The 13,626-nt window shown below is 71.1% G+C and carries 11 protein-coding genes; 7 read left to right on the forward strand and 4 right to left on the reverse strand.

From position 1 onward, the window contains the following. The first annotated feature begins 126 nt into the window (after window positions 1-126). Window positions 127-2,400 carry an ATP-dependent Clp protease ATP-binding subunit gene (locus GE115_RS04465; RefSeq protein WP_216648749.1) on the forward strand — a complete coding sequence of 758 codons (2,274 nt, stop codon included), beginning with the start codon at window positions 127-129 and terminating at the stop codon, window positions 2,398-2,400. A gap of 54 nt (window positions 2,401-2,454) precedes the next feature. On the opposite strand, the gene GE115_RS04470 is transcribed toward GE115_RS04465, so the two are convergent. Together GE115_RS04470 and GE115_RS04475 are read right to left on the reverse strand one after the other, a co-directional pair. Next, a complete protein-coding gene (locus GE115_RS04470) occupies window positions 2,455-3,051 on the reverse strand; it encodes a hypothetical protein (RefSeq protein WP_153683588.1) in 597 nt (198 codons plus the stop codon). Window positions 3,052-3,355: 304 nt separating this feature from the next. Then, window positions 3,356-4,612, reverse strand: a complete 1,257-nt coding sequence (locus GE115_RS04475; RefSeq protein WP_153683906.1) for an MFS transporter — start codon at window positions 4,610-4,612, stop codon at window positions 3,356-3,358. Window positions 4,613-4,688: 76 nt separating this feature from the next. Between GE115_RS04475 and GE115_RS04480 the strand changes: the two genes are divergently transcribed. From GE115_RS04480 to GE115_RS04505, 6 genes are all read left to right on the forward strand, one after another. After that, the gene (locus GE115_RS04480) at window positions 4,689-6,251 is read left to right on the forward strand and encodes a carboxylesterase/lipase family protein (RefSeq protein ID WP_153683589.1); all 1,563 of its coding nucleotides are present in this window, start codon (window positions 4,689-4,691) and stop codon (window positions 6,249-6,251) included. Window positions 6,252-6,270: 19 nt separating this feature from the next. Then, window positions 6,271-6,918 carry a TMEM175 family protein gene (locus GE115_RS04485; RefSeq protein ID WP_153683590.1) on the forward strand — a complete coding sequence of 216 codons (648 nt, stop codon included), beginning with the start codon at window positions 6,271-6,273 and terminating at the stop codon, window positions 6,916-6,918. Window positions 6,919-6,928: 10 nt separating this feature from the next. Next, entirely contained in the window at window positions 6,929-7,978 is a 1,050-nt protein-coding gene (locus GE115_RS04490; RefSeq protein WP_153683591.1) for a zinc-dependent alcohol dehydrogenase family protein, read from the forward strand. A 68-nt stretch (window positions 7,979-8,046) separates the two neighbouring features. Next, entirely contained in the window at window positions 8,047-8,601 is a 555-nt protein-coding gene (locus GE115_RS04495) for a TetR family transcriptional regulator (RefSeq protein WP_153683592.1), read from the forward strand. A gap of 111 nt (window positions 8,602-8,712) precedes the next feature. Next, window positions 8,713-10,254 (forward strand): APC family permease, encoded by a 1,542-nt coding sequence (locus GE115_RS04500; protein ID WP_153683593.1) that lies wholly within the window; start codon window positions 8,713-8,715, stop codon window positions 10,252-10,254. A 70-nt stretch (window positions 10,255-10,324) separates the two neighbouring features. After that, on the forward strand, window positions 10,325-11,560 hold the full coding sequence (locus GE115_RS04505) for a saccharopine dehydrogenase family protein (RefSeq protein WP_153683594.1): 1,236 nt from the start codon (window positions 10,325-10,327) through the stop codon (window positions 11,558-11,560). A 78-nt stretch (window positions 11,561-11,638) separates the two neighbouring features. Here GE115_RS04505 and GE115_RS04510 read toward each other — a convergent pair whose 3' ends face one another. Both GE115_RS04510 and GE115_RS04515 read right to left on the reverse strand, forming a co-directional pair. Continuing rightward, window positions 11,639-12,232 carry a nitroreductase family protein gene (locus tag GE115_RS04510; protein WP_153683595.1) on the reverse strand — a complete coding sequence of 198 codons (594 nt, stop codon included), beginning with the start codon at window positions 12,230-12,232 and terminating at the stop codon, window positions 11,639-11,641. A 308-nt stretch (window positions 12,233-12,540) separates the two neighbouring features. Further along, window positions 12,541-13,617: a threonine aldolase family protein gene (locus GE115_RS04515; protein WP_312854896.1), complete on the reverse strand. Its 1,077-nt coding sequence runs from the start codon at window positions 13,615-13,617 to the stop codon at window positions 12,541-12,543. Window positions 13,618-13,626 lie beyond the last annotated feature (9 nt).

A 13,626-nucleotide genomic window follows, 5' to 3' on the forward strand; every position in this document is an offset into this window, starting at 1 on the left:
GAGACGCTGGCGGTGGCCGAGGCATCCGTCTACCGTGATCAGCGGGGGATGGCGCCGGCGGAACGCGCCGGAATACTCGCCCGCTTCGTAAAGTTGAGTCTTGTAGGCTCAAGTTTTGAAGAAGGGATGACCGTGGCCAACATGCAGGGCGCGCCGAGCTCGCAGGAGGAGCAGAAGTCGGCGCTCGAACAGTACGGCGTCGACCTGACCGACCTCGCGAAGTCGGGCAAGCTCGACCCGGTCGTCGGCCGTGACGCGGAGATCCGCCGCGTCAGCCAGGTGCTGACCCGGCGCACCAAGAACAACCCCGTGCTCATCGGCGAGCCCGGCGTCGGCAAGACCGCCGTCGTCGAGGGCCTCGCCCAGCGCATCGTGGCCGGCGACGTCGCCGAGTCCCTCAAGGGCAAGCGCCTCATCTCGCTCGACATCTCCGCGCTCGTCGCGGGCGCGATGTACCGCGGCCAGTTCGAGGAGCGCCTGAAGGCCGTGCTGAAGGAGATCAACGAGGCCGAGGGCGAGATCATCACGTTCGTCGACGAGCTGCACCTGCTCATGGGTGCCGGTGGCGGCGAGGGCTCGGTCGCGGCATCCAACATGCTGAAGCCCATGCTCGCGCGCGGCGAACTGCACCTGATCGGGGCGACCACCCTCGACGAGTACCGCGAGTACATCGAGAAGGACGCCGCGCTCGAGCGCCGCTTCCAGCAGGTGTACGTCGGCGAGCCGTCCGTGGAGGACACGATCGCGATCCTCCGCGGGCTCAAGGGCCGCTACGAGGCGCACCACGGCGTCACCATCACGGATGCCGCGCTCGTCGCCGCGGCATCCCTCTCGAACCGGTACATCACCGCCCGGCAGCTGCCCGACAAGGCCATCGACCTCATCGACGAGGCCATGTCGCGGCTCAAGATGGAGATCGACTCCTCGCCCGTCGAGATCGACCAGCTCAAGCGCGAGGTCGACCGTATGCGGCTCGAGGAGCTCGCCCTCAAGCGCGAGAAGGACGACGCCTCGAAGGAGCGGCTCGCGAAGCTGCGCGAGGCCCTCGTCGGCAAGGAGCGCGAGCTCGCCGGCCTCGAGGAGCGCTGGGCGCGCGAGCGCCAGGGCCTCAACCGCGTCGGCGACCTCAAGAAACGGCTCGACGAGGCGATCACGCAGCGCGACCTCGCGCTGCGCGCGGGCGACTACGCGAAGGCGTCGAAGCTCGAGTACGAGACGATCGCGCAGCTGCAGCGCGACATCGTCGCCGCCGAGCAGGCAGAGGCCGCGCCCGCCGAACCGCGCATGGTGAACGAGCAGGTCACCGACGAGGACATCGCGGCCGTGATCTCGGCGTGGACCGGCATCCCGGTCGGCCGCCTCATGCAGGGCGAGACCGAGAAGCTGCTGCACCTCGAGGCCGAGCTCGGCCGGCGGCTCATCGGCCAGAAGCGCGCCGTCGCGGCGGTCGCCGACGCGGTGCGCCGGTCGCGTGCGGGCCTCAGCGACCCGAACCGGCCGACCGGCTCGTTCCTGTTCCTCGGGCCGACCGGCGTCGGCAAGACCGAGCTCGCCAAGGCGCTCGCCGAGTTCCTCTTCGACGACGAGCGCGCCATGGTGCGCATCGACATGTCGGAGTACGGCGAGAAGTTCTCGGTGTCGCGGCTGGTCGGCGCGCCTCCGGGGTACGTCGGCTACGACCAGGGCGGGCAGCTCACCGAGGCGGTGCGCCGTCGCCCGTACAGCGTCGTACTGTTCGACGAGGTCGAGAAGGCGCACCCCGAGGTCTTCGACGTGCTGCTGCAGGTGCTCGACGACGGGCGCCTGACCGACGGCCAGGGTCGAACGGTCGACTTCCGCAACGTCATCATGATCCTCACCTCGAACCTCGGCTCGCAGTACCTCATCGACCCGACCCTGTCGTGGGACGAGAAGGAGCAGGCCGTCATGCAGGCCGTGCGCCAGTCGTTCAAGCCCGAGTTCGTGAACCGGCTCGACGACCTCGTCGTGTTCTCGGCGCTCAGCGAGCACGAGCTCGCCGAGATCGTGAACCTCTACGTCGACCGGCTGTCGGCGCGGTTGCACGAGCGCCGGCTCGAGCTCGGCGTCACGCCCGACGCGCGCGCCTGGCTGGCCGAGCGCGGGTACGACCCGCTCTACGGCGCGCGGCCGCTGCGCCGGCTCATGCAGAAGGAGATCGACGACCGGCTCGCGCGGGCGCTGCTCGCCGGCGAGATCCGCGACGGCGACGCGGTCGTGGTCGGCCTCGCGCCCGACGGCGAGGCGCTCGCCGTCACGCGCGGCGAACCGGTCGCCGGTCGCGGTGCGTCGGGCGACGCGGATGCCTCGGGCCGGGCGGATGCCTCGGGTGCGGGCCCGGCGGGGCCCGACGACGTCATCGACGCGGAGATCGTCGAGTAGGCGCGACGGCGCGGCATCCGTTCACCCGGTGATGAGCGGATGCCGCGACCGGCGTCACACGGTGTGGTCGGCGAGGATCTCGCAGAAGTCCCAGGCGTGGTCGTTGCCGACGACCTTGGTCGGGTCGCTCTCGAACTCCAGCGTGTCGTCGGAGTAGTCGCCGGGCGTGCCGTTGTGATCGACGACGACGAAGTACGAGTACTGCCGGCCGATGCTCACGATGTTCTTGCCGTGATCGCTCTTGATGAGCGTGTGGCCCTGGTCGTGCACGGTGATCGTCACCGTGCCGTCGCCGTTGTCGGTGACGTCCTGGTCCTTGTTGATGCCGGAGGAGGAGATCGTCACGTACCGTCCGGTCTCGGTGTTCGTGAACCTGCCGGTGAAGTGGTGGGTCGACTGGCCGGCGTAATTGCCGTCGCCGCGCCGGCGGAAGACGGCGTTGCCCGACTCCTGGAGCTCGTAGGCGACCTCGAAGTCGACCACGTCCTCGCACCAGCCCGGGCCGAAGTCCTCCTGTGCGAGGCCCGAGCTCGCCTCGTCCCAGTGCTCGACGAGCGCGTTCGGCGCCGCTGAGGCGGGGATCGGGACCATCGCCAGCGCGGCCGCCGCGAGCGCCGCCGCCACCGCCGTGAATCGTGTGCTTCGCTGCATCAGCTGCTCCTTGTCGAGGGCGCAGCGGGTAGGGCCGCTCGGCTCACTGCCTTGGGAGCCGCGGCCCACCGTAGGGGACGCGCCGGGCGCGAGGCATCCGCGCTACCACTGAGCTCGCGGCGATCGGATCGGTGATGCGCCGCCCTGGCACGCCGCGCCGTCGACCGCGTCGTCTGGGACTCGGTATCCGAGTATCCGCCGGATACCTTTCTCCCGGCTCCGGGACGGACACGCGCCCCCTCCAAGCGGCTCGTCTGCGTGCTCGGCCGGAACTCAGCGGAGTCCGAGCAGGGATCGCCTCGGCTCAGTCGGCCGCTTCGCCGGCCGCGACCGGCACGCCGTTCACCGAGGGCGTGATGCGACGCTCGAGCGCGAGGGCCAGCACGGCGATGCCCGCGCACCCGGCGACCATGACCGCGATGAACCATCCGCCGAGTCCCTGGTCGAGGAGCAGGCCTGCGGCGATCGGGCCGGTGATCGCGCCGCCTTGGAACGCCGCCGCGTTGATCGCGTTGTATCGGCCGCGGCTGCGATCGGATGCGAGGTCGTTGTACACGGCCGGCACGGTGGGCTGCAGCATCGTCTCGCCGAAGGCGAAGATGCCCATGAACGCGAGCACGCCGATGACGGCGACGACCGTGTCGGGCAGCAGGCCGGCCGCGCCGAGCACGAGCCACGAGATCGCCCAGACCAGCGCCATCACTTGCATCACGCGCGTGCGCCGATGCCCGCGGATGAGCTTCAGCACCGTGAACTGGAGCAGCACGATGACCGCCGTGTTCACCGCGAACGCGAAGCCGATCACCCGCGTGTCGACCTCGGCGACCTGGCGCGCGTAGGCCGGGAAGCCGGCCTCCATCTGCCCGTAGCCGATGAACATGGCGATGAAGGTGAGCAGGGTCACCCAGAGCACCGCCGGCCGGCGCAGGATCTGCCGGTATCCCTCGGCGGGCGGGTCGGCCTCGGTCGACTCGACGTGCGTGCGCACGTGCCGCAGCGGCCCGAGCAGCAGGGCCATGGGGATGAGGCTCGAGGCCGCGTCGATCAGGAAGATCGTGGTGAACGTCTCGGGCTCGTGCACGTCGACGTAGAACCCGCCGACGATGCCGCCGACCCCGATGCCGAGGTTGATGAGCGCGAAGTTCACGCCGAAGTACTGCTGGCGCAGGTCGCCCTCGACGACCGAGGCGATGAGGGCGTTGAAGCCGGGCCACGAGACGCCGAAGTTCACGCCGATCAGCACGAGTGCGACCGCGGCCACGGCCGGGTCGGTCGCGAACGCGAGCATCGTGCAGCCGACGATCATGGCGACGAGCCCGGTGAGCAGTACGACGCGGGCCCCGAAACGGTCGATCAGCGTGCCGCCCGGGCCGGTGACGATGAGCCCCGTGACGGCGATCAGGCTCATCAGGACGCCCGAGAGCCCGAGGTCGAAGCCGCGCACCTCGTGCAGGTAGATGATCGTGAACGGCAGCGTCAGCCCGCGCCCGAGGGTCTGGATGGCGACGGTCGAGAGCAGCCAGCGGCCCTCGGTCGGGAGGGCTCGCCAGAAGGTACGCATGCCGGTCACTCGGAAGAGTCTGCCCGATGCCTCCGACACCCGCCGAGTGTTCACCCCCACGCGCTACCCTGCCGCCATGCTGCTCGGGGGAGGCATCCGCGTCGACCGCGATCTCGTGGTCGAGACGACGACCGGCGCCGTGCGCGGCGTCCGTGCGAACGGTGTGCGCCGCTGGCGGGGCATCCCGTACGCCGCATCGACGGCGGGCGACGGGCGCTTCCGCGCGCCGCGGCCGGCCGAAGGGTGGGGCGATGTGCGCGACGCGTCGCGCTTCGGCCCGGTCGCGCCGCAGCACCGGCGGGGGCAGTTCATCGGGGCGGCCCCGCACCTTCCGCGCAGCGAGGACTGCCTGAGCATCAACGTCATCGCGCCCGACGGCGAGCAGCCGGCAGCCGGATGGCCCGTCATGCTGTTCCTGCACGGCGGCGCCTACAGCGTGGGCTCGTCGGGCGAGTATCCGCGCCAGGGCGAGCGGCTCGCGCGCTCGCACGGCATCGTGTACGTGAGCTGCAACTACCGGCTCGGCGCGCTCGGATGGCTCGACCTGCGCGCGTACTCGCGGCCGGGGCATCCGTTCGAGGCCAACGTCGGCCTCCGCGACCAGGTCGCCGCGCTCGAGTGGGTGCGCCGCGAGATCGCGCGGTTCGGCGGCGACGCCGACCGGGTGACCCTGTTCGGTGAGTCGGCCGGCGGCAACGCGGTGACGACCCTGATGACCGTGCCCGCGGCCGAGGGCCTGTTCGCGCGCGCCATCGCGCAGAGCTCGCCGCCGAACGCGGTGTACCTGCCGGAGACGGCGGGCGAGTGGGCGCGCGAGTACGTGCACCTGCTGAGCCGGGTCGTCGACGACGACGACCTCGACAGCGAATCGCGAGAGGATGCCTCGGCCATGCTCTCGGCCGCCGATCCGATGCAGCTGGCGGCGGCGACGACGACGCTGACCGTGCGCACGCCCGACGAGCATCCGGGCACGATCGCGCTCGCGCCGGTGATCGACGGCGACTTCCTGCCGATGCGTCCGCTCGACGCGTTCCGCGACGGGTTCGCCCACCGGGTGCCGCTGATCATCGGCACGAACGATCGGGAGGGGTCGCTGTTCGAGGGCCGTATCGACATCCTGCCGACGACGAAGCCCCGCATCCGGGCGATCTTCGCGAACACGCGCAAGAAGGCGCGCAAGGCGATCAAGCGGCAGTACCCCGGGCTTCCCGAGCGGCGGCCGGCCGCCGACTTCGCGGGCGACTTCACGTTCTGGTATCCGAGCGTGAAGGTCGGCGAACGGCACTCGCGGTACGCGCCCACGTGGTTCTACCGGTTCGACGCGGCGCCGCGCACGGCGCGCCTGCTGGGCCTCGACGCGACGCACGGGCTCGAGCTGTTCGCGCTGTTCGAGAAGTTCGACACCCCCGTCGGCACCGCCCTGACGCTGCTCGGCGGGCGCGGCATGTTCCGTTCGGTCGGGCGGCGGATGCAGGCGCACTGGGCCGCGCTCGCCGCGACCGGCTCGCCGCTCGAGGGTTGGCCCCGATACGACGAGCGCGAGCGGCGCACGCTCGTGTTCGACGCGGTCGACCGCGTCGAGCACGACCCGCGCCGCGAGAAGCGGCTCGCCTGGCAGGCCTTCGTGCCGCACGTGTGACGTTCGGTACCCTGCGGGCATGTCGGATGCCACGCCGTCGGCCGGGCGCACGTCGGCCGAGCGCCTGAAGGCGTTCACCGACGGCGTCGTCGCGATCGCGATGACGCTGCTGGTCCTGCCGCTCGTCGAGAGCGTCACCGACCTCGGCGGCGAAGGGCGCGGCGTCGCCGACTTCTTCGTCGAGGAGTACGGCCAGATCGTGAGCTTCGCCCTGAGCTTCGTGCTGATCGCCAACGCCTGGTTCACGAACCACCGCGTGCTCGCGAGGGTCGAGTACGTGAGCCCGGCGCTGATGTCGCTCAGCGTGCTCTGGATGTTCACGATCGTCTGGCTGCCCGTGCCGACGGCGATGCTCGGCTCCATGCCGACCGACACCCTGCAGAAGGTCGTCTACATCGGCAGCCTGATCGCGACGGCGGTCGTGATGGTGGTGATCCGCGTGCACCTCTCCCGGCACCGCGAGTTGCACCGGTTCGCCCCCGGGGAGCTTCGCAGCGGCATCCTCGCAGACTCGATCGTGATCGCGCTGTACCTCACCGCGCTCGCCGTGGCGATCGCGGTGCCGGCGATCGGCTACTGGGCCATGTGCGTGCTGTTCCTCGTCTCGCCACTCCACCGGCTGGTGACGTCGGCGTTCGACCGGCGCGACGCGGGGCGCGCGGCGTAGGCTCTGGGTCATGCTCGCGACCGTCATCCACGCCGCCCGTGACATCCGACTCGACGAGGTCCCCGACCCGGTGCTCGCCGGTGGGCGCGACGCCATCGTGCGCGTCGTCGCCGCCTGCGTCTGCGGCTCAGACCTGTGGCCGTACCGCGGCATCACGCCGACCGCCGAGCCGCACCGCATCGGGCACGAGTTCGTCGGCGTCGTCGAGGCGGTCGGCGACGAGGTCGACCTCGTGCAGGTCGGCGACTTCGTGATCGCCCCCTTCTACGTCTGCGACAACACGTGCGTGAACTGCCGCAACGGGGTCTCGACCTCGTGCCTGCACGGCAGCTGGTGGGGCGGCGACGACCGGTTCGGCGGTTTCGCCGACGGCGCGCAGGGCGAGCGCGTGCGCGTGCCGCTGGCCGACGGCACGCTCGTCGTCGTGCCCGGCCCCGTGGCCGACGACGAGATCCCGGGGCTGCTCACGCTCGCCGACGTCATGGGCACCGGCCACCACGCGGCCGTGTCTGCGGGCGTCCGCGAGGGCAGCACGGTCGCGGTCGTCGGCGACGGTGCGGTCGGCCTGTGCGCCGTGATCGCGGCTCGCCGGCTCGGGGCATCCACCGTCATCGCGATGTCGCGGCACCGCGACCGGCAGGATCTCGCCCGCGAGTTCGGAGCGACGCACATCGTCGCCGATCGCGGCGACCTCGGCGTGACCGCCGTGCGCGAGATCACCGGCGGCATCGGCGCCGATTGCGTGCTCGAGTGCGTCGGCACCAAGGAGTCGATGGACCAGGCGCTGCGCTCGGCCCGCCCCGGCGGCATGGTCGGGTACGTCGGCGTGCCGAACGGCGGGCCCGAGCTGCCCGTGCGACGCCTGTTCAACACGAACGTCGGCGTCAACGGCGGTGTCGCGCCCGTGCGCGGCTACATCGAGGAGCTGCTGCCCGACGTGCGGTCGGGCGCGATCTCGCCCGGGCGCGTGTTCGACCTCGAGCTGCCGCTCGCCGACGTCGCCGAGGCGTACGCCGCGATGGACGAGCGCCGGGCGATCAAGGTGCTGCTGCGGCCGTAGCTGCGGTCCCCGTCGCCCCAGCGCCGCGTGCCGCGGCACCGCGCCGCGGCGCCTCGTACGATGTCGGGATGATCACCCTTGACGGCCAGGCCGCGCGAGTCCTCACGGCGTACGTCGACCTCGTCGTCGAGAAGGGACTCGGCGGCGCCACGCTCGAGGCGCTGGCCGGCCGGGCGGGGCTGTCGAAGTCGGGCACGCTGCACCACTTCGCGTCGATGCGGGCGCTTCGGGTCGCGCTGTTCGCCGAGCTGCGCGCGCAGGCCCGCCGCGACGCCGAGCGGCTCCGCGAGGCGCCCGAGGGTCCGGTGCGCTACTACCTCGTCTCGTCGCTCGATCGCGACAGCGAGCTCGAGCGGCTCATCGAGGCGGCGTACCGCATCGCGCAGACGGGCGACGAGGCGGCGCTCGAGGTGCTGCGCGCGTGCCGCACCGACTGGATCGACGCGCTCGTCGCCGCGACGGGCGACCCCGCGCTCGCGCGCATGGTGCTGCTCGTCGGCGACGGTGTGAACCACAACGCGCTCATGTCCACGGGCGCCGACGACGAACTGCTCGCCACGTCGCACGTGGAGGAGCTGGTGCAGGCGCTCGACGCGATGCGGGCCGGGTCGCCGCAGGGCTGACCTCCACCGACGCGCGCTCGCCGAGGCGGCCGGCGCAGGTACGCCGATGCGACCGACCGACCAAACGGTCGGTCTTCTGCTACGCTGCTCGGACCCACCACCCACTTCTCGATGGCGAGCAGCACAGTGACGAACTCCTCCCAGGCAAGCGCTCCGGCGACCACCCTCGACCACGCCTCGAACCCGCCCACCAAGGGCCTCGCGATCGGCAAGCTCGGCCTCTGGGGCTCGACGGTCATCGGCGTCGCCTCGACCGCTCCGCTCTTCTCGCTGGCCGCGACGCTCGGCTACGTCGTCATCGCCGTCGGCGCGCAGGCGCCGGTCGCGTTCATCCTCGCGTTCGTGCCGATGCTGTTCACGGCGTTCGCCTACCGCGAGCTCAACAACGACGTGCCCGACTGCGGCACGGTGTTCACCTGGGCGACGAAGGCCTTCGGCCCGCGCACCGGGTGGATGGCCGGCTGGAGCATCGCCGTCGCCGGCGTGCTCGTCATGGCGAACCTCTCCGAGATCGCGTCGATCTACCTGCTCGGCCTGATCGGCGACGGATCGCTCGCCGACAACCGGGTGATCGTGACGGTCTTCGGATGCCTCATCATCGCGGTCATGACGTGGGTGTCGCTGCGCGGGGTCGAGATCGGCGAACGCATGCAGCAGGTGCTGCTCGCGATCCAGTACCTCGCGATGGCCGCCTTCGTGATCGGATGCCTCGTCGGCTACTTCACGGGCAACGCACCCGACCCGACCGCCGTCTCGGTCGACTGGTTCAACCCGTTCCTGGCCGACGGCACCGGCATGGTCCAGGCGATCCTGCTCGCCCTGTTCATCTACTGGGGCTGGGACACCTGCCTCGCGCTCACTGAGGAGACGAAGGACCCCCGTCGCACGCCCGGCCGGGCCGCGATGCTCTCGACCGTGCTGCTGCTGGTCACCTACGTCGGGGTCACGGTCGTCGCCATGATGTACGCGGGCGTCGGCGACTCCGGCGCGGGGCTGGCGAACGAGGAGCACGCCGACGACGTCTTCTCGGGCCTCGCGGGCATGGCGATGGGGCCGCTCGGGTGGTTCCTTGTGATCGCCGTCGCGGTCTCGGCCCTGTCGTCCTCGCAGACGACGATCCTCCCGACGGCGCGCGGCACGTTCGCCATGGGGATCTACAAGGCCCTGCCGGCTCGCTTCGCGAACGTGCACGCGTCCTCGAAGACGCCGACCTTCTCGACGACGCTGATCGGCGTGGTGGCGATCGTCTACTACGCGGGCATGAACTTCGTCTCCACGAGCGTGCTCGCCGACTCGGTGCTCTCGATCGGCCTGGCCATCGCGTTCTTCTACGGCATCGCGAGCTTCGCGTGCATCTGGTACTTCCGTCGCAACCTCTTCGACACCTGGCGACACGCGCTGTACCGCTTCGTGTTCCCGCTCATCGGCGGCGTGTTCATGGCGTGGGCGTTCGTGCAGTCGGCGATCGACATGGCGAACCCCGACTACGGTTACTCGCAGCTCGCCGGCATCGGCAGCGCGTTCCTGATCGGGGTCGGATCCCTCGTGCTGGGCGTCGTCCTGATGTTCGTGTGGGCGCTCTTCCCCGCGTCGCGGGACTTCTTTCAGAAGCGCTCGCTCAACCGCGACACCGAGGTGCTCGCACCCGAGTAGGCCGGCGCCCGAGGCATCCGGCGCGCTCGCGACACCCATCGATCTCCATACGACCTTCGAAAGGCCACCCATGCGCATCCTCATCATCGGTACCGGCGGCGTCGGCGCCGCGGCCGCCCGCATCGCGAGGCGCCGCGACTTCTTCGAGTCGTGCCTGCTCGCCGACTACGACCCGAAGCGACCCGAGGCCCTCGTCGCCGAGCTCGGAGACCCCCGCTTCACCGCGGCCCGCATCGACGCGAGCGACGCCGACGCGGTCGCAGCGCTCATCGTGGAGCAGGGCGTCACGCACGTGCTGAACGCCGTCGACCCGCGCTTCGTGATGCCGATCTTCACGGGCACGACGGCCGCCGGTGCGACCTACCTCGACATGGCGATGAGCCTGTCGCGTCCGCACCCCGTGCGGCCGTACTCCGAGACCGGTGTGAAGCTCGGCGACGAGCAGTTCGCGCGCGACGAGGAGCTGCGCGAGCGGGGCATCCTCGCTCTCTGCGGAATCGGCGTCGAACCGGGCCTCTCCGACGTGTTCGCCCGGTACGCCGAGGACGAGCTGTTCGACGAGATCGACGAGCTCGGCGTGCGCGACGGTGCGAACCTCACGGTCGACGGCTACGACTTCGCCCCGTCGTTCTCGATCTGGACGACGATCGAGGAGTGCCTGAACCCGCCCGTCGTGTTCGAGCGCGACCGCGGCTGGTACACGACCGAGCCGTTCAGCGAGCCCGAGGTGTTCGACTTCCCCGAGGGCATCGGCCCCGTCGAGTGCGTCAACGTCGAGCACGAGGAGGTGCTCCTGATGCCGCGCTGGACGAAGGCTCGCCGCGTGACGTTCAAGTATGGCCTCGGCGACGAGTTCATCGACGTGCTGAAGACGCTGCACAAGTTGGGGCTCGACCGCACCGACCCGGTCGACGTGAAGGGCGTGCGCGTCTCGCCGCGTGACGTCGTCGCGGCGGTGCTGCCCGATCCGGCGACCCTCGGCGACCGGATGCACGGCAAGACCTGCGCCGGCGTGCTCGTGACGGGGCGCGCGAAGGATGGCTCGCCGAAGCGCGTGTACCTCTACCACGTCGCCGACAACCAGGAGACGATGGCCCGCGACGGCTCGCAGGCCGTCGTCTGGCAGACCGCGATCAACCCGGTCGTCGCGCTCGAACTGCTTGCGACCGGCGCCTGGTCGGGCGCGGGCGTGCTCGGGCCCGAGGCGTTCGACGCGAAGCCGTTCCTCGAGCTCCTCGCCGCGCCCGAGCCGGTCGGCTACGCCTCGCCGTGGGGCATCGACGACCGTACGCACGAGCTGGGCTGAGGCGGGCGCGGGCGGCGCCGCGGGGGTCCGGTCGGCGCGCCCTGCGCTCCTCGGAGCGGGGGCGCCGGGGGTCTCGCGCTACTCGCCGACGATGACGAGTTCGTCGAGCGGCTTGCGCTGGCGCGGGGCGACCTCGCGCTCGCGGAGCGCCTCGGGCAGCGCGTCGACGTCGCCGAGCACGCCGATCGCGGTGACCGAGACGACCTCGAGCCGTTCGTCGAGGTCGAACGCGGCGCGCAGCCGGTCGCCCTCGAACCCGCCCATCTGGTGGGTGTGCAGGCCCTCGTGCTGGGCCTGCACGCTCAGGTGCGCGACGGCCTGGCCGAGGTCGTAGCGTGCCCACGGGCGCGGCTTGCCCTCGGGGTCGACCGTCTCGGCGACGTTCGCGACGAGCACCGCGGCCGAGTCGGCCCACGCCTGGTTGAAGCCCATGAGCGCGTCGTGGATCTTGGTGAACGCATCGCTTCCGCGCCGGGCGACGATGAAGCGCCACGGCTGCGTGTTGTTCGCCGACGGCGCCCAGCGGGCCGCCTCGAGGATCGTGCGCAGCACGTCGGTCGACACCTCGGCGGCCGGGTCGTAGGCGCGAGGGCTCCAGCGCTCGACGAGCGGGTGGATCAGCGGCGCGGTGGTGTCGGCCTTGCGGGACGTGAGGTCGGTGACGAGCGTCATGGTGCGGTCTTCCTTCGTGCGGAGTGACGGTTGCCGGGGCGCCGTCGTCCCAGCCCATTACAACGCATGGAAGCTGGGTGTATTCCGGAGACCGCTGCGCGCCCGCGCGAGGTGTTCCCTTCGCGATTCGCCGGAACTTCGGTACTCCGGAACTCCGGCACTTCGGAACCGACTTCGCGGGCGGACGACTCTCCCGAGAGCCGAGAGCCGAGAGCCGAGAGCCGAGAGCCGAGAGCCGAGGGGCGGAGAACCGGAGAGCGGAAGAGGCAGGAAGAAGCCCGAGCCGCGCCCGCCGGATCCGAGCCCCGCTACGCTCCCTGCAGCTCCTCGCGGATGCCCGCCACGAACGCGTCGATGTCGGCCTCGCTCGTGTCGAACGAGCACATCCAGCGCACCTCGCCGCGCGAGGCATCCCAGTCGTAGAACTTGAACCCGCGGTCGCGGAGCCGGTCGGCTGCCCCCGCCGGCAGCGATGCGAAGACGCCGTTCGACTGCGTCTCCTGCGTGAACCCGAGCCCCGGCAGCTCCCCCGCGGCGATGCCGGCGTCGAGCGCGTCGCGCAGGCGCCGCGCCATCGCGTTCGCGTGCGACGCGCTGCGCAGCCACAGGTCGCCCTCGAGCAGCGCGATCAGCTGCGCCGACACGAACCGCATCTTCGACGCGAGCTGCATGTTGAGCTTGCGCAGGTACTTCAATCCATCGGATGCCTCGGGGTCGAGCACGACGATCGCCTCGGCGCCGAGGCATCCGTTCTTGGTGCCGCCGAAGCTCAGCACGTCGACGCCGGCGTCGCGAGTGAAGGCGCGCAGCGGCTGGCCGAGCGACGCGGCCGCGTTCGCGAGGCGCGCACCGTCGAGGTGGAGCCGCATGCCGCGCTCGTGCGCGTGATCGGCGATGGCGCGGATCTCGTCAGCCGTGTAGGCCGTACCGAGCTCGGTGGTCTGCGTGATCGAGACCACGAGCGGCTGCGCGCGGTGCTCGTCGCCCCAGCCCCAGGCCTCTCGGTCGATCAGCTCGGGGGTGAGCTTGCCGTCGGGGGCCTCGACCGTCAGCAGCTTGATGCCGGCGACGCGCTCGGGCGCCCCGCCCTCGTCGGAGTTGATGTGCGCCGTCTTCGCCGAGATCACGGCACCCCACCGCGGCAGCATCGACTGCAGGCCCGTGACGTTCGCGCCGGTTCCGTTGAACACCGGGAACGCCTCGACGCCCTCGCCGAAGTGCTGCGCGAACACCTGCTGCAGGCGCTCGGTGTAGTGGTCCTCGCCGTAGGCGACCTGGTGGCCGCCGTTGGCGACCGCGATCGCCTCGAGCACCTCGGGGTGCACGCCGGAGTAGTTGTCGGAGGCGAAGCCGCGGAACGTCGTGTCGTGGAGCTGGTCGGTCACCGGACCATC

The organism is Agromyces agglutinans (assembly GCF_009647605.1).
In the GTDB taxonomy this organism is placed as follows: domain Bacteria; phylum Actinomycetota; class Actinomycetes; order Actinomycetales; family Microbacteriaceae; genus Agromyces; species Agromyces agglutinans.

Bases quoted from the DNA above. Each gene is read 5' to 3' on its own strand.
- GE115_RS04465 (WP_216648749.1), top strand. From the start codon at position 127: ATGACCGTGGCCAACATGCAGGGCGCGCCGAGCTCGCAGGAGGAGCAG.
- GE115_RS04470 (WP_153683588.1), bottom strand. From the start codon at position 3,051: ATGCAGCGAAGCACACGATTCACGGCGGTGGCGGCGGCGCTCGCGGCG.
- GE115_RS04475 (WP_153683906.1), bottom strand. From the start codon at position 4,612: ATGCGTACCTTCTGGCGAGCCCTCCCGACCGAGGGCCGCTGGCTGCTC.
- GE115_RS04480 (WP_153683589.1), top strand. From the start codon at position 4,689: ATGCTGCTCGGGGGAGGCATCCGCGTCGACCGCGATCTCGTGGTCGAG.
- GE115_RS04485 (WP_153683590.1), top strand. From the start codon at position 6,271: ATGTCGGATGCCACGCCGTCGGCCGGGCGCACGTCGGCCGAGCGCCTG.
- GE115_RS04490 (WP_153683591.1), top strand. From the start codon at position 6,929: ATGCTCGCGACCGTCATCCACGCCGCCCGTGACATCCGACTCGACGAG.
- GE115_RS04495 (WP_153683592.1), top strand. From the start codon at position 8,047: ATGATCACCCTTGACGGCCAGGCCGCGCGAGTCCTCACGGCGTACGTC.
- GE115_RS04500 (WP_153683593.1), top strand. From the start codon at position 8,713: ATGGCGAGCAGCACAGTGACGAACTCCTCCCAGGCAAGCGCTCCGGCG.
- GE115_RS04505 (WP_153683594.1), top strand. From the start codon at position 10,325: ATGCGCATCCTCATCATCGGTACCGGCGGCGTCGGCGCCGCGGCCGCC.
- GE115_RS04510 (WP_153683595.1), bottom strand. From the start codon at position 12,232: ATGACGCTCGTCACCGACCTCACGTCCCGCAAGGCCGACACCACCGCG.